Annotated in this window: 19 protein-coding genes and 1 pseudogene; 16 read left to right on the forward strand and 4 right to left on the reverse strand. The window is 72.7% G+C overall.

From position 1 onward, the window contains the following. The first annotated feature begins 82 nt into the window (after positions 1 to 82). The 8 genes from ACFQGU_RS04355 to ACFQGU_RS04390 all read left to right on the forward strand — a co-directional run bounded on the left by ACFQGU_RS04355 (position 83) and on the right by ACFQGU_RS04390 (position 6,613). Positions 83 to 1,012: a proline dehydrogenase family protein gene (locus ACFQGU_RS04355; protein ID WP_386764140.1), complete on the forward strand. Its 930-nt coding sequence runs from the start codon at positions 83 to 85 to the stop codon at positions 1,010 to 1,012. A 5-nt stretch (positions 1,013 to 1,017) separates the two neighbouring features. After that, positions 1,018 to 1,821, forward strand: coding sequence for a pyrroline-5-carboxylate reductase (gene proC / locus ACFQGU_RS04360; protein ID WP_386764141.1), 804 nt, complete (start codon positions 1,018 to 1,020; stop codon positions 1,819 to 1,821). Continuing rightward, positions 1,818 to 3,011, forward strand: coding sequence for an acetoin utilization protein AcuC (locus ACFQGU_RS04365; protein WP_386764142.1), 1,194 nt, complete (start codon positions 1,818 to 1,820; stop codon positions 3,009 to 3,011). The genes proC and ACFQGU_RS04365 overlap by 4 nt, the downstream gene beginning before the upstream one ends. 223 nt (positions 3,012 to 3,234) lie before the next feature. Further along, positions 3,235 to 3,438 (forward strand): helix-turn-helix domain-containing protein, encoded by a 204-nt coding sequence (locus ACFQGU_RS04370; RefSeq protein ID WP_386764143.1) that lies wholly within the window; start codon positions 3,235 to 3,237, stop codon positions 3,436 to 3,438. Between the two features lie 148 nt (positions 3,439 to 3,586). Beyond that, positions 3,587 to 3,685 (forward strand): 30S ribosomal protein bS22, encoded by a 99-nt coding sequence (locus tag ACFQGU_RS04375; RefSeq protein WP_012854759.1) that lies wholly within the window; start codon positions 3,587 to 3,589, stop codon positions 3,683 to 3,685. Positions 3,686 to 3,852: 167 nt separating this feature from the next. Next, entirely contained in the window at positions 3,853 to 4,929 is a 1,077-nt protein-coding gene (locus ACFQGU_RS04380) for an NAD-dependent epimerase/dehydratase family protein (protein ID WP_386764144.1), read from the forward strand. After that, positions 4,922 to 5,947, forward strand: coding sequence for a lysophospholipid acyltransferase family protein (locus ACFQGU_RS04385; RefSeq protein WP_386764145.1), 1,026 nt, complete (start codon positions 4,922 to 4,924; stop codon positions 5,945 to 5,947). Before ACFQGU_RS04380 ends, ACFQGU_RS04385 begins: the two co-directional genes overlap by 8 nt. A gap of 141 nt (positions 5,948 to 6,088) precedes the next feature. Continuing rightward, complete coding sequence (locus tag ACFQGU_RS04390) at positions 6,089 to 6,613, forward strand: dihydrofolate reductase family protein (RefSeq protein ID WP_386764146.1); 525 nt, start codon at positions 6,089 to 6,091, stop codon at positions 6,611 to 6,613. Here the strand turns inward: ACFQGU_RS04390 and ACFQGU_RS04395 are convergent. Continuing rightward, the gene (locus ACFQGU_RS04395) at positions 6,610 to 7,107 is read right to left on the reverse strand and encodes a winged helix-turn-helix transcriptional regulator (RefSeq protein WP_386764147.1); all 498 of its coding nucleotides are present in this window, start codon (positions 7,105 to 7,107) and stop codon (positions 6,610 to 6,612) included. The genes ACFQGU_RS04390 and ACFQGU_RS04395 overlap by 4 nt on opposite strands. Positions 7,108 to 7,155: 48 nt before the next feature. Between ACFQGU_RS04395 and ACFQGU_RS04400 the strand changes: the two genes are divergently transcribed. Next, entirely contained in the window at positions 7,156 to 7,671 is a 516-nt protein-coding gene (locus ACFQGU_RS04400; protein WP_386764148.1) for a PaaI family thioesterase, read from the forward strand. A gap of 6 nt (positions 7,672 to 7,677) precedes the next feature. Here the strand turns inward: ACFQGU_RS04400 and ACFQGU_RS04405 are convergent, their stop codons facing one another. Continuing rightward, positions 7,678 to 8,550 carry an HAD family hydrolase gene (locus ACFQGU_RS04405; protein ID WP_386764149.1) on the reverse strand — a complete coding sequence of 291 codons (873 nt, stop codon included), beginning with the start codon at positions 8,548 to 8,550 and terminating at the stop codon, positions 7,678 to 7,680. Between the two features lie 40 nt (positions 8,551 to 8,590). On the opposite strand from ACFQGU_RS04405, the gene ACFQGU_RS04410 reads away from it, so the two are divergent. Both ACFQGU_RS04410 and ACFQGU_RS04415 read left to right on the forward strand, forming a co-directional pair. After that, positions 8,591 to 10,117, forward strand: a complete 1,527-nt coding sequence (locus tag ACFQGU_RS04410) for an AMP-binding protein (RefSeq protein WP_386764150.1) — start codon at positions 8,591 to 8,593, stop codon at positions 10,115 to 10,117. Further along, positions 10,114 to 10,371 carry a glutaredoxin family protein gene (locus tag ACFQGU_RS04415; RefSeq protein ID WP_386764151.1) on the forward strand — a complete coding sequence of 86 codons (258 nt, stop codon included), beginning with the start codon at positions 10,114 to 10,116 and terminating at the stop codon, positions 10,369 to 10,371. Before ACFQGU_RS04410 ends, ACFQGU_RS04415 begins: the two co-directional genes overlap by 4 nt. Positions 10,372 to 10,383: 12 nt before the next feature. Here ACFQGU_RS04415 and bfr read toward each other — a convergent pair whose 3' ends face one another. Together bfr and ACFQGU_RS04425 are read right to left on the reverse strand one after the other, a co-directional pair. Then, positions 10,384 to 10,872, reverse strand: a complete 489-nt coding sequence (bfr, locus tag ACFQGU_RS04420; protein ID WP_386764152.1) for a bacterioferritin — start codon at positions 10,870 to 10,872, stop codon at positions 10,384 to 10,386. Next, positions 10,859 to 11,077: a (2Fe-2S)-binding protein gene (locus ACFQGU_RS04425; RefSeq protein ID WP_386764153.1), complete on the reverse strand. Its 219-nt coding sequence runs from the start codon at positions 11,075 to 11,077 to the stop codon at positions 10,859 to 10,861. Before ACFQGU_RS04425 ends, bfr begins: the two co-directional genes overlap by 14 nt. Before the next feature lie 163 nt (positions 11,078 to 11,240). Here ACFQGU_RS04425 and ACFQGU_RS04430 point away from each other — a divergent pair, with 163 nt between their 5' ends. The 5 genes and pseudogenes from ACFQGU_RS04430 (at position 11,241) to ACFQGU_RS04450 (ending at position 17,058) form a co-directional block, all read left to right on the forward strand. Beyond that, positions 11,241 to 12,188, forward strand: a complete 948-nt coding sequence (locus tag ACFQGU_RS04430) for an acyl-ACP desaturase (RefSeq protein WP_386764154.1) — start codon at positions 11,241 to 11,243, stop codon at positions 12,186 to 12,188. Between the two features lie 277 nt (positions 12,189 to 12,465). Then, a pseudogene (locus tag ACFQGU_RS04435) lies at positions 12,466 to 13,131 on the forward strand (redox-sensing transcriptional repressor Rex); the annotation flags it as partial. A 23-nt stretch (positions 13,132 to 13,154) separates the two neighbouring features. Beyond that, entirely contained in the window at positions 13,155 to 14,519 is a 1,365-nt protein-coding gene (locus ACFQGU_RS04440) for a glutamyl-tRNA reductase (protein ID WP_386764155.1), read from the forward strand. After that, the gene (gene hemC / locus ACFQGU_RS04445) at positions 14,516 to 15,451 is read left to right on the forward strand and encodes a hydroxymethylbilane synthase (RefSeq protein ID WP_386764156.1); all 936 of its coding nucleotides are present in this window, start codon (positions 14,516 to 14,518) and stop codon (positions 15,449 to 15,451) included. The genes ACFQGU_RS04440 and hemC overlap by 4 nt, the downstream gene beginning before the upstream one ends. Beyond that, a complete protein-coding gene (locus ACFQGU_RS04450; protein WP_386764157.1) occupies positions 15,448 to 17,058 on the forward strand; it encodes a bifunctional uroporphyrinogen-III C-methyltransferase/uroporphyrinogen-III synthase in 1,611 nt (536 codons plus the stop codon). The genes hemC and ACFQGU_RS04450 overlap by 4 nt, the downstream gene beginning before the upstream one ends.

Consider the following 17,058-nt stretch of genomic DNA (forward strand, 5'->3'; position numbering starts at 1 on the left):
GATCACCACGGCGTCGGCCGCCCTGCTCCGAGTAGCCTGACGGAGAGGGCGGCCGACGTCGGTCGCAGGTGAGGAGACGACGGTGCTGCGCAGCCTGCTGCTGTCCGCGTCGCGCAACGAGAAGCTCCAGCAGCTCGCGAGCGAGGCGGCGCCCGCCCGTGCGCTGGTGGACCGCTTCGTGGCGGGCGAGCGCACCGAGGATGCAGTGCGGGCCACGTCCGACCTCGTGGGGTCGGGGCGGCTCGTCACGATCGACCGGCTGGGCGAGGACACCACCGACCGGGCGCAGGCCGAGGCCACGCGCGACGCCTACCTGGTGCTGCTCCACGCGCTCTCCGCCGCCGGCCTCGCGGCCTCTGCAGAGGTGTCGGTGAAGCTGTCGGCCGTCGGGCAGGCGCTCCCCGGCGACGGCGAGAAGATCGCGCTCGAGTTCGCCCGCGACATCTGCGCGAAGGCGGCCGAGGTCGGCACCACGGTCACCCTCGACATGGAGGACCACACCACCACCGACCTGACCCTGGGCGCCCTGCGCGACCTGCGTGCGGACTTCCCGTGGGTGGGCGGCGTGCTGCAGGCCTACCTGCGACGCACCGAGGCCGACTGCCGCGACCTCGCCGGCGCCGGTTCGCGCATCCGCCTGTGCAAGGGCGCGTACCGCGAGCCGGAGAACGTGGCCTACCAGGACCGCGCTGAGGTCGACAAGGCCTACGTGCGCTGCGCGAAGATCCTGATCCAGGGCGACGGCTACCCGATGTTCGCCACCCACGACCCACGCCTGGTCGACATCGTCGAGGCGCTCGCGATCCGCAACGACCGCGCGCCGAGCTCGTTCGAGTACCAGATGCTGTACGGCGTCCGCACGGACGAGCAGCTGCGGCTCGCGGCCGAGGGCAACCGCATGCGCGTCTACGTCCCGTACGGCGACGAGTGGTACGGCTACCTGGTGCGCCGGCTCGCGGAGCGACCTGCCAACCTGACCCTGCTCGCGCGTGCACTCACCTCGAAGGGCTGACCATCATGGGACTCGTCGCCGTCATCGGCGCAGGCGTCATGGGGGAGACCCTGCTGTCCGGGCTCCTGCGCGCCGGCCGCGCCCCCGGAGACCTCGTCGTCGCCGAGCGCCGCCCGGACCGCGCTGCCGAGCTGCGCGCGAAGTACGGCGTCGAGGTCATCGGCAACGTCGAGGCGGTCGAGAAGGCAGACACCGTCGTGCTCGTCGTGAAGCCGCAGGACATGGGCGCCGTGGTCGACGAGATCGCCGGCTCGGTGAAGCCGGGCGCCCTCGTCGTGTCCCTCGCCGCCGGCATCACGACCGAGTTCCTCGAGCAGCGGCTGCCCGCCGGCACGCCGGTGGTCCGCGTCATGCCCAACACGCCGGCCCTCGTCGACCAGGGGATGGCGGCGATCTCCGCCGGCGCCCATTGCGACGACGAGCACCTGGCGCACGCCGAGTCGCTGCTGTCGGCCGTCGGCAAGGTCGTGCAGGTGGCCGAGAAGCACCAGGACGCGGTCACGGCCATCAGCGGCTCCGGGCCGGCGTACATCTTCTACGTCACCGAGGCGATGATCGAGGCGGGCGTGTTCCTCGGGCTGCCGCGCACCACCGCCACGGAGCTCGTCGTACAGACGCTGTACGGCGCGGCCACCATGCTGCGCGAGACGGGCGACCACCCGAGCGTGCTGCGCGAGAACGTCACCTCGCCGGGCGGCACCACGGTGGCGGCTCTGCGCACCCTCGACGACCACAAGGTGCGCGCCGCCTTCATCTCCGCGCTCGAGGCGGCGCGCGATCGCAGCCACGAGCTCGCCTCGGGCCAGTGACCGGCACCGCGGCCGTCGTCTGGGACGACGGTCTCGCGCGGTACGACTTCGGCGTCGGGCACCCGCTCGCACCGATCCGGGTGCAGCTGGCGATGCGGCTCGCGCGCGACCTGGGTCTCGTCGACGGCGACGGCGTCACCGTGATCGGCCCGGTCGAGATCGACGACGACGCGCTGCTCACGGTGCACGACCCGGAGTACCTCGCGGCGGTGAAGCGGTCGTCGGCCGATCCGTCGCACGTGGAGCTGCACCGCGGGCTCGGCACCGACGACGTGCCGACGTTCACGGGGATGCACGAGGCGTCGCGCGCGGTCTGCGGAGCCACGCTGGCTGCGGTGCAGGCCGTGCACTCGGGGGACTACCTGCACGCGGTCAACCTCGCCGGCGGCCTGCACCACGCGATGCCCGGGGCGGCGTCGGGGTTCTGCGTGTACAACGACATCGCCGTCGGCATCCAGTGGCTGCTCGACCAGGGCGTCGAGCGCGTGGCGTACGTCGACGTCGACGTCCACCACGGCGACGGCGTGCAGGCGGCGTTCTGGGACGACCCGCGCGTGCTCACGGTGTCGGTGCACGAGTCGGGCCGCGCGCTCTTCCCGGGCACCGGGTTCCCGAGCGAGGTCGGCGGCCCGAACGCGCTCGGCTCGGCGGTCAACGTCGCCCTGCCGCCGCACACCGGCGACGACGGCTGGCTGCGCGCCTTCGACGGCGTCGTGCCGCAGCTGCTGCGCAGCTTCCGACCCCAGTTCCTCGTCACGCAGCAGGGCTGCGACTCGCACTCGGAGGACCCGCTCGCGCACCTCGAGCTGTCCGTGGACGGCCAGCGCATGTCGTACGCCGCGCTGCACGCCCTCGCGCACGAGCTCTGCGACGGCCGCTGGGTGGCGCTCGGCGGAGGCGGCTACTCCTGGGTCGACGTCGTCCCCCGGGCGTGGTCGCACCTCATCGGCGAGGTCGTGGGCGCCCCGGTGCCGCCCGAGACGCCGCTGCCGGCGGTCTGGCGCGACTTCGTCGAGGAGCGGCTCAAGGTGCCGACGCCGGCCCTCATGACCGACGGACGGACGCCTCGCGTCCGCTCCTGGGAGTCGGGCTACGACCCGGCGGACGCTATCGACGCCGCGGTGCTGCGCACCCGTGAGGCCGTCTTCCCCTGGCACGGGCTCAACGCAGACCCGTACCACGGCTTCTGACCGCAGGCCTCTGACCTGCGGCGACGGCGTACATCGGGCGCTGGTCAAGCGCGCCGCGCGGGCGGCCCTGACCCGTCCGGGTGATGCTCGCCGTCTGGACTTCCGTCACACCTTCCCCATGAGTCCCGTCCGCCACTACCCTCGCCTCAGAGAGTGACAGCGCGTGTCGTCGCGGGTGCGGTGGGGAAGCCGGTCCCGCCACGTGCTGCTTGAGGGAAGAACCATGGCTGGCACCGACCGACCTCTGTCCGAGGTCCGTTTCCTGACCGTGGCCGAGGTGGCCACCGTCATGCGCGTCTCGAAGATGACCGTCTACCGCCTCGTGCACAACGGCGAGCTGCCGGCCGTGCGCGTCGGACGGTCCTTCCGCGTGCCGGAGCAGGCCGTGCACGACTACCTGCGCGACTCCTTCGTCGAGACCGCCTGACCGGTCCTCCCGCTGCCCGGCGGGAGCCCGGCACGGGCATCCGGTCGCGGCAGGTAGGGTAGGGCCCGGTCGCGCGCGGCACCCCGTGCGCCATCTCCTTCGTGGTGACCGGGATCGGCGCCGCAGTCCGGAACAGTGAGGTCGGCCCATGGGCTCCGTGATCAAGAAGCGCCGCAAGCGCATGGCGAAGAAGAAGCACCGCAAGCTGCTCAAGAAGACGCGCGTTCAGCGTCGTAACAAGAAGTAGCGCGTACAGCTCTCGACGGGCGGGGACCTCCGGGTCCCCGCCCGTCGTGCTGCCCGGGATGCCGCTTCCTGCGCGGCGCCGGTTCCGGCCCTGCGCGGGGAGGCCCCGGTGAGGCAGGATGGGGTGGGTGCTACCGACGGGTAGCCACGGAGCCGGAGGGAGGCCCCATGCCACGCGTCGTCCTGGTCACGGGCGTCTCGCGCCACCTCGGCAGCCGCATGGCGCGGATCCTGTCGCACGACCCCGCGATCGACCGCGTGGTCGGCGTCGACGTCATCCCGCCGCGCTCGGACATCGGTGGCGCGGAGTTCGTGCGCGCCGACATCCGCAACCCGATCATCGGCAAGGTCATCGCTGCCGCCGGCGTCGACACCGTGGTGCACATGGGCGTCATCTCGACGCCGGTGCAGGCTGGCGGCCGCGTGTCGATGAAGGAGATCAACGTCATCGGCACGATGCAGCTGCTCGCCGCGTGCCAGAAGGCCGAGGGCGTCAGCAAGCTCGTCGTGAAGTCGACGTCGTCGATCTACGGCGCGGGCCCGAAGGACCCGGCGCTGTTCACCGAGGACACCGAGCCCAAGAGCCAGCCGCGCTCGGGGTGGGCCAAGGACTCGGTCGAGGTCGAGTCGTACGTCCGCGGCTTCGCTCGCCGCCGCCCCGACGTGACGGTCAGCACGCTGCGCTTCGCCAACTTCATCGGCCCCAAGGTCGACACCCCGATGGCGGCGTACTTCGGGCTCCCGGTCGTGCCGACGGTGCTCGGCCACGACGCGCGGCTGCAGTTCGTCCACGAGGACGACGGCCTCGAGGCGATCCGCATCGCGGTGCTCGGCGACAAGCCCGGGATCTTCAACGTCGCAGGCGACGGCATCCTCATGCTGAGCCAGGCCCTGCGCCTGGCGGGCAAGACCGTGCTGCCCGTGCCGACGCCTCTCGTGGGCATCGTGGGCGGCTGGTTCCGTCGCGCGGGGCTCGCCGACTTCTCGCCGGAGCAGATCAAGTTCCTGACCTACGGCCGCGGCCTCGACACGACGCGCATGCGCGAGGTCCTGGGCTTCACGCCGGTCTACTCCACCCAGGACGCGTTCGTGGAGTTCGTGCACGACCGCGGCCTCGACCACCAGCTGCCCAAGCACCAGGCCGAGGCGATCGAGCGCGGTCTCGCGCACGCGCTCGGCACCTCGACGCTGTCCGAGGCGCGGCTCGCCGCGCGGCTCCGGGAGGAGGCACCCGGTCGTGCCTGATGCCACGGTCATCCCCATCGGCGGCGACGACGGCGCCCGCAAGGCGGCGTCCCGCGCCGCCCGGCAGGCCGGCGCCACCGGTCCGCGCCCGAAGACCAAGCGGCGCGTGGCCGCCACGGAGCCGCCGCCGCAGGCCCCGCCGGTCGACGACGACGCGCACGACGTCGACGGCTCCCCGACGCGGCTCGACGAGAACATCGCCGAGTGGCTCGACTTCCTGCGCCGCCGCGTCACCGGCGAGTACGAGCTCGACGACTTCGGCTTCGACGCCGAGCTGACCGACCGCGTCTTCATGGCGCCGCTGCGCCCGCTCTACGAGAAGTGGTTCCGCGTGGAGACGCGCGGCATCGAGAACGTGCCCTCGGTCGGCGGCGCGCTCGTCGTCGCCAACCACTCCGGCACGATCGCGCTCGACTCGTTGATGACCCAGCTCGCGCTGCACGACCACCACCCCGCGCACCGCAAGCTGCGCATGCTCGGGGCGAACCTCGTCTTCCAGACGCCGTTCATGGGCGAGATCGCGCGCAAGTCCGGCGCGACGCTGGCGTGCAACCCGGACGCCGAGCGGCTGCTGTCGACCGGCGAGATCGTCGGCGTGTGGCCCGAGGGCTTCAAGGGGATCGGCAAGCCGTACTCCGAGCGCTACAAGCTGCAGCGCTTCGGCCGTGGCGGCTTCGTGGCGACGGCGCTGCGCACGCGTACGCCGATCATCCCGTGCGCGATCGTCGGAGCCGAGGAGATCTACCCGATCCTCGGGGACGCCAAGACCCTCGCCCGGCTCTTCGGGCTGCCGTACTTCCCGATCACGCCCACGTTCCCCTGGCTCGGGCCGCTCGGCCTCGTGCCGCTGCCGAGCAAGTGGATCATCGAGTTCGGCGAGCCGATCAGGACCGACCACTACCCGGACGGCGCGGCCGACGACCCGATGCTGGTCTTCAACATCACCGACCAGGTCCGCGAGTCGATCCAGCAGGCGCTCTACCGCCTGCTCGTCCAGCGCCGCTCCGTCTTCCGCTGACCGCCGCCCCCTGCGGATGATTGCCTACTTCGTTCGGCTCTATTGGATGAAGGTCGCCTTCATCCAATAGAGCCGAACAATCGCGGCATTCATGTCTGGCGGCGGGTTCACGGTGTCGTACGGCGCGGCTAGCGTCGGGGGATGACACGGCCCCGGATCTCGGTCTTCATCGCGCACTCGGTCGACGGCTACATCGCGACCGACGACGACAGCCTCGACTGGCTGATGTCGGCCGGGGCCGAGGGCGAGGACTACGGATTCGAGGCCTTCATCGCCGACATCGACGTGATCGCGATGGGTCGCGGCACGTACGACGTCATCAAGGACTTCCCCGAGCTGCCGTACGGCGGACGCCCGGTGCACGTGTTCACGTCGCAGCCGCTCGGTCCGCGCGACGGGTTCGAGTTCTACGCCCGTACGCCGACCGAGGCGGTCGCGCGATGGGAGGCGGACGGCGTGCAGCACGTGTACGTCGACGGCGGCCAGCTCATCAGCCAGTTCCTCGACGCTGGTCTGGTCGACGACCTCACCCTGACGGCGGTGCCGCTGCTGCTCGGCTCGGGCCGACCGCTGTTCCCCCGCATCGCCACGGGCACGGCGCTGCGGCTGGTCGATGTCCAAGCCTTCCCGAGCGGGATGCTCAACCGCCGCTACGAGCGCGCCTAGCCCGTTCTCCTGCGCGCACCGGGACCCCTGCGCACGACGACGTCGCGCGGGCCCTCGAGGTCGTGCCCGGCGTCGCACCGCAGCGCCACGTGCACCTCGTGGTCGCAGCCCTGGTGCACGAGCTCGATCGGCGGCCCCGCCTTGTCGGCCACGTACCGGTTGCCCCAGTCGGCCATCGCGACCAGCACGGGGTAGAGGTCGAAGCCGGCCTCGGTGAGGCGGTACTCGTCGCGCACGCGCTGCCCGGGCTCCTGGTAGGGCACGCGGCGCAGCAGGCCCTGGTCGACCAGCCGGTCGAGCCGCGTCGAGAGCACCTGCCGCGGGATCCCCGTGTGGTCCTGGATGTCCGCGAACCGGCGTACGCCGAGGAACACCTCGCGCAGCAGCACGAACGACCAGCGGTCGCCGAAGATCTCGACCGCGCGAATCACCGTGCAGTTGTCGGTCCGCCAGGCCAGGGCCTCGGGCGCGTCGGTGCGGGTGGTCGTGGCCATGGGCTCAGTCTACTTGACAGACTCAGCCGCGTCACCGAACCTGAGTCCATGATGGAGACTCAGAACCTGGACGAGGCGGCCGCCAGCGTGCGGACACGGATCTTCACGTGGGCCGATCCGGCGGGGATCGCTGCCGGAGCAGGCATGACGGGCCTCGAGCTGCTCACGGCGATGAGCGAGGGCCGGCTGCCGTCGCCGCCCGTCGCCTCGATGGTCGGCTTCCGCACCTTCGAGGTCGCGCCCGAGGTCGTGACCGTCACGCTCGACCCGCAGGAGTTCCACTACAACCCGCTCGGCACCGTGCACGGCGGTGTCATCGCCACGCTGCTCGACACCGTCGCGGGCTGCGCCGTGCACACCACGCTGCCGGCCGGGGTCGGCTACGCCTCGCTCGACCTCGCGACCAAGTTCCTGCGGCCGATCACCGCGGGCTCGGGCACGATCACCGCGCGCGGGACCGTCGTGCACCGCGGCAGCCGGACGGCGCTCGCCGAGGCGCGGCTCACCGACGAGGCCGGACGGCTGCTGGCGACCGCGACCTCGACCTGCGTGATCCTCGGCTGAGCGCCGCTACTTCTTCTTGGCGGCAGCGATGCCCAGGCCCGCGCCGATGCCGAGGCCGACCGCAGCTGCCAGCGCGGCCGGCACGTAGTAGCGCTGGTTCATGCGGGTGCGCCGGTAGTCGTGGATCTCCCAGCCGACCGCGCGCGCATGCTTGCGCAGGGCGCCGTCGGGGTTGACCGCGACGGCGCGGCCGACGGCCGACAGCATCGGGACGTCGTTGGCGCTGTCGGAGTACGCCGTGCAGCGCACGAGGTCGAGGCCCTCGCGCTCGGCCAGCGCGCGGACGGCGTCCGCCTTCGCCTTGCCGTGCAGCGCCGATCCGACGAGGCGGCCGGTGTAGACGCCGTCCTCGATCTCGCTCACCGTGCCGAGCGCGCCGGTGAGTCCGAGCCGGGCAGCGATGATCGACGCGAGCTCCACCGGCGTCGCCGTCACGAGCCACACCCGCTGGCCGCGGTTGAGGTGGCCCTGGGCGAGCGCGAGGGTGCCGGGCCACAGCTTGCGCATCATGAGGTCGTCGAAGATCTCCTCGCCGAGCGAGACGACCTCGTCGACGCGCTTGCCCTTCACGAACGCGAGCGCGGCCTCGGTGGCGTCGGCCATGTCCTCGAGGTCCTCGGAGCCGTTGACGACGAACTTCGCCTGCTTCAGGGCGAAGTCGCCGACGTCCCGCGTGCTGAAGAACTTGCGCTTGGCCAGGCCCCGGGCGAGGTGGAAGATGCTCGCCCCGCGCATCACGGTGTTGTCGACGTCGAAGAACGCCGCTCCCGTGAGGTCGGGCTCGACCGTGGTCGTGGGGGACACGTCGGCCGCTGCGGCGGACGCCTCGCCCGCGACCTGCGAGGCGCGGAGGATGTCCGAAGGGTTGGTCCCGCTCATGTCCGGGAGCCTACCGAGGATCGTGTGCCACGATCGGGGTGTGACCGAGCTCGGGACTGCCACCAACCTCGCCGACCTCCTGCGCGCCACCGCCGCCGCACGGGGCCCCGAGGTCGCGTTCGTCGATGCCCCTACGGGGCTCGAGACGACGTGGGCGCAGCTCGACCTCGCCGTCGACCACCTCGCCGCAGGCCTGCTGCGCCACGGCCTGGTGGCCGGCGACCGCGTCGCCCTGCTGCTCGGCAACCGGATCGAGTTCGTCGCGTCGTACTTCGCGACCCTGCGCGCCGGCCTCGTCTCGCTCCCGCTCAACACGGCGTACACCCAGCACGAGGTGTCCGACGTCCTCACCCGTTCGGGCGCGCGGCTCGTCATCGCGGACGAGGGCACCGAAGCCGTCGCCGGCGCGGCGGCGCCGGAGGGGTGCGACGTCGTGGTCGTGGGCGACTCGTCGTTCGACGCGCTGTCCCGGCTCGGCAGCCGGGCCGACGCGCACGTGCCCGGAGCGGGAGACGCCGCGGGCGATCCCGAGGCGATCGCCGTGCTCCTGTACACGTCGGGCTCCTCGGGCCCGAGCAAGGGCGCGATGCTGAGCCACCGCGCGCTGCTCGCCAACATCGACCAGCTGCGGGCGATCGACCCCAGCCCGGTGCAGCCGGACGACGTCGTGCTCCTCGTGCTGCCGCTGTTCCACGTCTACGCGCTCAACGCCGTGCTGGGCCTCGCCGTCGCCCAGGGGGCGCGGTCGGTGCTCGTGCCGAGGTTCTCGCCCGCCGCGGCCCTCGAGAGCATCTCCGCGTTCGGCATCACCAACATCCCCGCGGCGCCGCCGGTCTTCGTCGCGTGGGCCTCGCTGCCCGACCTCGCCGAGCGGCTCGCCGGCGTGCGCACGATGATCTCGGGCGCCGCAGCGCTCGCTCCCGCGATCTTCGCCGAGTACGCCGTCCGCGCGGGCAACCCCGTGTGGGAGGGCTACGGCCTCACGGAGGCGGCGCCCGTCGTGTCCTCCACGATGGTCGGCCGCCGGGCGAAGCCCGGGTGCGTGGGCTCGCCGCTGCCCGGCGTCGAGGTGCGCCTCGTCGACGAGTCGGGCGAGACGTCCGACCCCGAGGACACCGGCGAGATCTGGGTGCGCGGCGCGAACCTGTTCTCCGGCTACTGGCCCGACGGCAGCGAGGGGCCGGACGCCGACGGCTGGTGGGCCACCGGCGACGTCGCGTACGCCGACGAGGACGGGGACCTGCACCTGGTCGACCGCCGTCGCGACCTCGTGATCGTGTCGGGCTTCAACGTCTACCCCTACGAGGTCGAGACGGTCATCGCCTCGCATCCGGCCGTGGCCGAGGTGGCGGTGATCGGGCTGCCGCACGAGCACACGGGGGAGACCGTGGCGGCGTACGTCGTGCCGATCGTCGGCGCCGGTCTCACCACGGACGACGTACGCGACCTGTGCGAGCAGCGGCTCGCGCGCTTCAAGTGCCCGACCACCATCACGATCGTGGAGTCGCTGCCGCACACCTCCACCGGCAAGCTCGCCAAGGGCCGGTTGCGCGAGGGCCGGCCGTGAGCGCCGAGCCGCGCGTCACCCTGATCGGCAAGCCCGACTGCCACCTGTGCGACGCCGCGCGGACCGTGATCGACGAGGTCTGCGCCGAGACGGGCGACACCTACGCCGAGCGCTCGATCCTCGACGACCCCGAGCTCGCCGACCTCTACTGGGAGCAGATCCCGGTCACGCTCGTCGACGGCGTGCAGCACGACTTCTGGCGCGTGGACGCCGCCCGCCTCCGCGCCGCGCTCGCCGCCCCCCGCCCGTCCTGACACCCGTCCGGGTCAGGCGGGGGCGCTGCCGGTGTCGATCTGGCGGGCGAGGTACGCCGACTCGCCCACGGCCTCGATGGCCGCGAGCTGCGCCTCGAACCAGTCGGCGTGGCCCTCCTCGTCGCGCACCATCTCGTCGAAGATCGACGCGGTGCCGTGGTCGCCCAGCGCGCGCAGCTCGGCCGCGGCCGCGTTGAACTGCGCCACGGCCTTCTTCTCGCCCTCGAGACCGAGCTGGAGCATCTCCACCGCGGACTGGCCGATGGCCACCGGCCCGAGGCGCTGCAGGTTGGGGTGCGCGTCGAAGAACAGGATCCGCTGGATCAGCGAGTCGGCGTCGCGCATCTCGCCGATGGACAGGTCGTAGAACACCTTGCCCAGCAGCGGCAGGCCCTGGGCGTCGAGCATGCGGGCGTGCAGGAAGTAGGCGTTGGTGACGGTGAGCTCGAGCGTGAGGGCGTCGTTGAGGAGCTCGACGACGCGAGGGCTAACCGGCTGCATGGACGACCTCCGATGACGGTGCCGGGTGGCGGGTGCCGGCCAGGCGCAGGGCGGACTCGGTCTGCTGGCGCACGGCGGGGAGGCAGCCTCCGCAGTCGCGGCCTGCGCGGGTGCGGACGAGCACCTCGCGCAACGAGCAGGCGCCCTCGGCGACGGCGGCGTCGATCGCGCGGTGGTCGACCACGGCGCAGTGACAGAGGATCACGTGGGTAAGGGTACCCTAACTCTGGCGTCGGCGGACATCCGGTGCGTCCCGGACGGGCTACCCGCGGGTATCGGAATCGGCCGCTACCGTTGCCCACCTACGGTTGCGTAACCGGAACCACGATCGTCCGCACGGCCCGCCCGCCGCACGCCGAGGAGATGCCATGACCGTTCTCGAGGACTTCGCCCCGAGCGCTCCGCTCGTGCGCGCTCTCGATCCGGTGGTCGCCGTCGAGATCGAGCGGCACATGGCGATGGCCAAGGAGTGGATGCCGCACGAGTACATCCCCTGGGCCGAGGGCAGCAACTACGACGGCATCTATGGCGGCGACGCGTGGGACCCGAGCCAGTCGCCCGTCGACGGCGTCTCGCGCACGGCGCTGGTCGTCAACCTCCTGACCGAGGACAACCTGCCGAGCTACCACCGCGCGCTCACCGACACCGTCGGTCGCGACAGCGCCTGGGGCGAGTGGGTGCACCGCTGGACCGCGGAGGAGGGCCGCCACGCGATCGCGATGCGCGACTTCCTGCTCGTCACGCGCTCGGTCGACCCGGTCGCCCTCGAGCGCGAGCGCATGGACCACATGGGCCGCGGCTTCGACGGCTACGCCGAGGGCCACGTGCTCACGACGATGGCGTACGTCTCCTTCCAGGAGCTGGCCACCCGCATCTCGCACCGCAACACCGGCAAGCACACGCAGGACCCGGGCCTCGACCGGCTGCTGCAGCGCATCGCGGCCGACGAGAACCTGCACATGCTGATGTACCGCAACGTCATGGCCGCGGCGTTCGACCTCAACCCCGACGCCTCGATGAAGGCCGTCCTCGACATCGTGGAGAACTTCCAGATGCCGGGCAACGAGGTCGAGGGCTTCACCCGCCGCTCGGTCGCGATCGCGCTGGCCGGCATCTACGACCTGCGCATCCACCACGACGAGGTGCTCTCGCCGGTGCTGCGCGCGTGGAACGTGTTCGACCGCACCGACTTCGGCCCCGAGGGCGAGAAGGCACGCGACGCGCTCGCGCAGTTCATGGCCGGCCTCGACGCCGCGGCCACGCAGTTCGAGGACAAGCGCGCCGAGAAGGCCGCCCGCCTCGCCGCCCGCATCTGAGGGCGCCGGTCGGCCGACGCGGCCAGCGCCGGTGTCCGGCAACCGGTCGCCCCGGTCGGCAGCTGGGTGCCGGGCCGGTGACCAAGATCAACATCTTGCACGCGGGGGTCTGAACCTGTGACCGGGGTCACATCGATTCTGGTCCATATCCTGGAACCCGGGCGGCCCGCGACTTTGTGCGTTCGTTCACGAGTACCTACTCTGACAACGCCCACCCGCTGAGACGACCGGACCCTTGCCGGCCCGGCGGGAGGCACCGAACAACCGGGGTGAAGCCGTGCCGCTCCCACGTGCGACCGACGTGTCGCGCCGTGGCATCCCGGACGCGACGGTGGCCCGGCTCCCGATCTACCACCGCGTCCTCGCGCTCCTCGTCGAGCGCGGCGTCGCGACCGTGTCGAGCGAGGAGCTCGCGGCCGCGAGCGGCGTCACGAGCGCCAAGCTGCGCAAGGACCTCAGCCACCTCGGCTCGTACGGCACGCGCGGCGTCGGCTACGACACCGAGTACCTCGTCTACCAGATCGCCCGCGAGCTCGGCCTGACCCAGGACTGGCCCGTCGTGATCGTCGGTGTCGGCAACCTCGGCCACGCGCTCGCCAACTACGGAGGCTTCGCGTCGCGCGGCTTCCGCGTCGTCGGCCTCGTGGACGCCGACCCACGTCGGGTCGGCGAGAAGATCCCGGCCGGCCCCGGCGGCGAGCCGATCGCGGTGCGGCCGCTCGCCGACCTCGAGGACGTCGTCATCGACGGCGTCGCCTGCATCGGCGTCATCGCGACGCCCGCGCCCGCCGCCCAGGCCGTCTGCGACCGCCTCGTCGCCGCAGGTGTCACGAGCATCCTCAACTTCGCCCCCGTGGTGCTGACCACCCCCGACCACGTCGGGGTGCGCAAGGTCGACCTCGCGACCGAGCTGCAGATCCTGGCGTTCCACGAGCAGCGCCGTGTCGCGCGTCCGGAGCTGGGCGCATGACCCTCCTCGTCGTCGGCATCAGCCACCGAACCGCGCCCGTGACCCTGCTCGACCGGGTCGCGCTGGTCGACGGCGCAGCCGAGCGGCTGCAGGTGGACCTTCTCGCCTCGACCCATGTCGCCGAGTCGCTCGTGCTGTCGACCTGCAACCGCGTCGAGATCTACGCCGAGGTCAGCAAGTTCCACGGCGGCGTCCTCGACGTCACCGAGACCCTCGCCAAGGCCACGGGCATCGACCGCGAGGAGCTCACCCCGCACCTGTACGTGCGGTACGAGGATCGCGCCGTGCAGCACCTGTTCGAGGTCGCGGCCGGCCTCGACTCGATGGTGGTGGGCGAGCAGCAGATCCTGGGCCAGGTGCGCGGTGCGCTGCGCACCGGGCAGGACCTCGAGACGATCGGCCGCAACCTCAACGACCTCGCCCAGGCGGCGCTGCGCGTCGGCAAGCGCGTGCACCACGACACCGGCATCGACCGCGCGGGCGCCTCGGTGGTGAGCGTCGCGCTGCACCTCGCGGGCGCCTCCCTCGGTGGGAGCCTCGCGGGCAAGCGCGCGCTGGTGGTCGGCGCCGGAGCGATGAGCGGCCTGGCCGCTGCCACGCTGGCGCGCGCGGGCATCGGCGAGATCGTCGTCGCGAACCGCACCTTCGAGCGGGGCCAGCACCTGGCCGATCAGGTCGGCGGCCGCGCTGTGAGCTTCGACGACGTCGCGGCCACGATCGCCGACGTCGACATCGTCTTCTCCTGCACGGGATCCACGGGCCTCGTGCTCACCACCTCCGACGTCGAGACCGCACGCGCCGGCGTCACCGCACCGCTGGCCGTCGTCGACCTCGCGCTCCCGCACGACACCGAGGAGACGATCGCGTCGCTCCCCGGCGTCTCGCGGATCGACCTCGCGTCGCTCGTCGACGTCCCCGAGGCGAACGCGCCCGAGCGCGACGTCGAGCTGGCCCGCGCGATCGTCGTCGACGAGGTCCGCGCGCACCTGGCCACGATCGCGGCCCAGCGGGTCGAGCCCATCGTCGTCAGCCTGCGCAGCCACGCCGACCAGGTGGTCGAGGCCGAGCTCGACCGGCTGCGCCTCAGGCTGCCCGGCCTCGGCGAGGCCGAGCTCGACGAGGTCGCGCGCGCCATGCGCCGCTCGGTGTCGACGCTGCTCCACCGGCCCACGGTCCGCATGAAGGAGCTCGCCGCCGACCCGGACGGCGCGCGCTACGCCACCACGCTGCACCGGCTCTTCGACCTCGACCCCGAGGCGATCGCCGCCGTCACCGCCGCCGACTCCGCCGAGCCCACCACGCCGTCGTTCGCGTCCGAGGCCGGCGCGGGCATCGACGACCTCCTCGGGGGCACGCCGTGAGCGCGGTGCGGGTCGCGACCCGCGCGAGCCTGCTCGCCCGCACACAGTCGGGGATCGTCGCGGACGCGCTGCGCGCACGGCTCGACCGCGAGGTCGTGCTCGTCGAGGTGAGCACGCGCGGCGACGTCGACCAGACCACGCCCCTCGCGTCCTTCGGCGGTGTCGGGGTCTTCGTCTCCGCCGTGCGCGACGCCGTGCTGCGCGGTGATGCCGACGTCGCCGTCCACTCGCTCAAGGACCTCCCGACCGCGCCCGCCGAGGGTCTGCGCCTCGCCGCGGTGCCCCCGCGCGAGGACGCCCGCGACGTGCTGGTGGCCCGCGACGGCGGAACGGTCGCCACGCTCCCGGCTGGTGCCTCGGTCGGCACGGGTTCGCCGCGCCGCGCCGCGCAGCTGCGCGCGCTGCGCCCCGACCTGCACGTCGTTCCCGTCCGCGGCAACGTGGACACCCGCGTGCGCAAGGTGGTCGATGGCGAGCTCGACGCCGTCGTCCTGGCCCACGCAGGTCTCGCCAGGCTCGACCGCCTCGACGCGGTCACCGAGGTGCTCGAGACCGACCAGATGCTGCCCGCACCCGGACAGGGTGCGCTGGCTGTCGAGTGCCGCGACGTCGAGGACGACGCCGCGCTGCTCGACGCGCTCCGCGACCTCGACGACGACGCGACCCGCGTCGCCGTCACCGCGGAGCGATCCCTCCTCGCCGCCCTCGAGGCCGGTTGCTCGGCGCCTGTCGGCGCCCACGCCACCGTCTCGGGAGCCCCCGGCGAGGCGGTCGTGCACCTGACCGGAGCCGTCGTCAGCGACGACGGCCGGGTCCAGGTGCGGAAGTCGGTCACCGGGCCTGCCGGCGACGCGGAGCAGGTGGGCCGATCGCTGGCCGCCGACCTCCTCGCCGCCGGTGCGCCCGGTCTCGTGAACGGAACACGCCCATGAGCGGCACCCAGAACCGCACCAAGAAGAAGCCCTTCGGCTCGATCGCCCTCGTGGCGGTCGGCCCCGGGGACCCCGACCTGCTGACGCTGCGCGCCGCCGCGCTGCTCCGCGAGGCCGACCTGGTCCTCGCGGACGCCGACGTCGTCGACCTCGCGCGCACGCTCGCCGGGGCCGAGGCCGACGTGAGCGCCGCGCTCGACGAGGACGGCCTGCCGCTCTCGCACGCCGCGCGCGCCAAGGTCGTGGCCGACGCGGCCAAGGCGGGGCAGGCCGTCGTGCGCCTCTTCTCCGGCGACCCCCTCCTCGACGGTGCGCTCCTCACCGAGGCCGGCGCGCTCGCGAAGGCGAAGGTGCCGTTCGACGTCGCCCCCGGCGTCTCGACGCTCACCGGAATCCCGGCGTACGCCGGCGTCGGGCTCCTCGGCGGCAAGCAGCGCGAGGTGCACGTGCTCGACGCCGACGACCCCGCTGTCGACTGGGCCGCGCACTCCGACCCGCGCGTCACCGTCGTGGTGCTCAACGGCGCCGACCGCGCCGCCGAGGTCGCCCGCGCCCTCGTGCAGGGCGGTCGCGCCGAGTCGACGCCGGTCGCGGTGACCCGCGGCGGCACGACCGTGGAGCAGCGCACGATCACCTCCACGCTCGCCGAGCTGCCCGCGGCGGTGAAGGCTGCGAAGCAGGCCGGTCCTGGCCTCGTCGTCATCGGCGACACCGTCGCCCAGCGCGACAAGCTCTCGTGGTTCGAGACCAAGCCCCTGTTCGGCTGGAGGGTCCTCGTGCCGCGGACGCGCGAGCAGGCCGGTGCTCTCAGCCAGCAGCTCACCCGTTTCGGCGCCGTCGGCGTCGAGGTGCCCACCATCTCGGTGGAGCCCCCGCGCACCCCGCAGCAGATGGAGCGCGCGATCACGGGCCTCGTGTCCGGCCGCTTCCAGTGGGTCGTGTTCACCAGTGCGAACGCGGTGAAGGCCGTGCGCGAGAAGTTCGAGGAGTACGGCCTCGACGCCCGCGCCTTCGCCGGTCTCAAGGTCGCCGCGGTCGGTGACCAGACCGCCGCGTCGCTGATCTCGTTCGGCGTCCGCCCCGACCTCGTCCCGAGCGGCGAGCAGAGCAGCGTCGGCCTCCTCGAGGACTTCCCCGAGTTCGACCCGATCTTCGACCCGATCAACCGCGTGTTCCTGCCGCGCGCCGACATCGCCACCGACACGCTCGTCGCCGGCCTCGTCGAGCTCGGCTGGGAGATCGAGGACGTCACGGCGTACCGCACCGTCCGTGCGGCGCCGCCGGCGGCGGAGACCCGCGAGGCCATCAAGACCGGTGGCTTCGACGCGGTGCTCTTCACGTCCTCGAGCACGGTGCGCAACCTCGTCGGCATCGCGGGCAAGCCGCACGCGTCGACCGTCGTCGCGTGCATCGGCCCGGCCACGGCCAAGACTGCGGAGGAGCACGGCCTGCGCGTCGACGTGCTCGCCGAGACGCCGTCGGTCGTCGCCCTCGCCGACGCGCTCGCGGCGCACGGCGACGCCCTGAGGCTCGCCGCCCTCGAGCAGGGCGAGCAGGTCTGGCGCCCCAGCAAGCGCCGTGGTGCGGCCCGTCGCAAGGCGACCTGA

Source organism: Longivirga aurantiaca (genome assembly GCF_042660085.1).
GTDB classification, from domain to species: domain Bacteria; phylum Actinomycetota; class Actinomycetes; order S36-B12; family CAIYMF01; genus Longivirga; species Longivirga aurantiaca.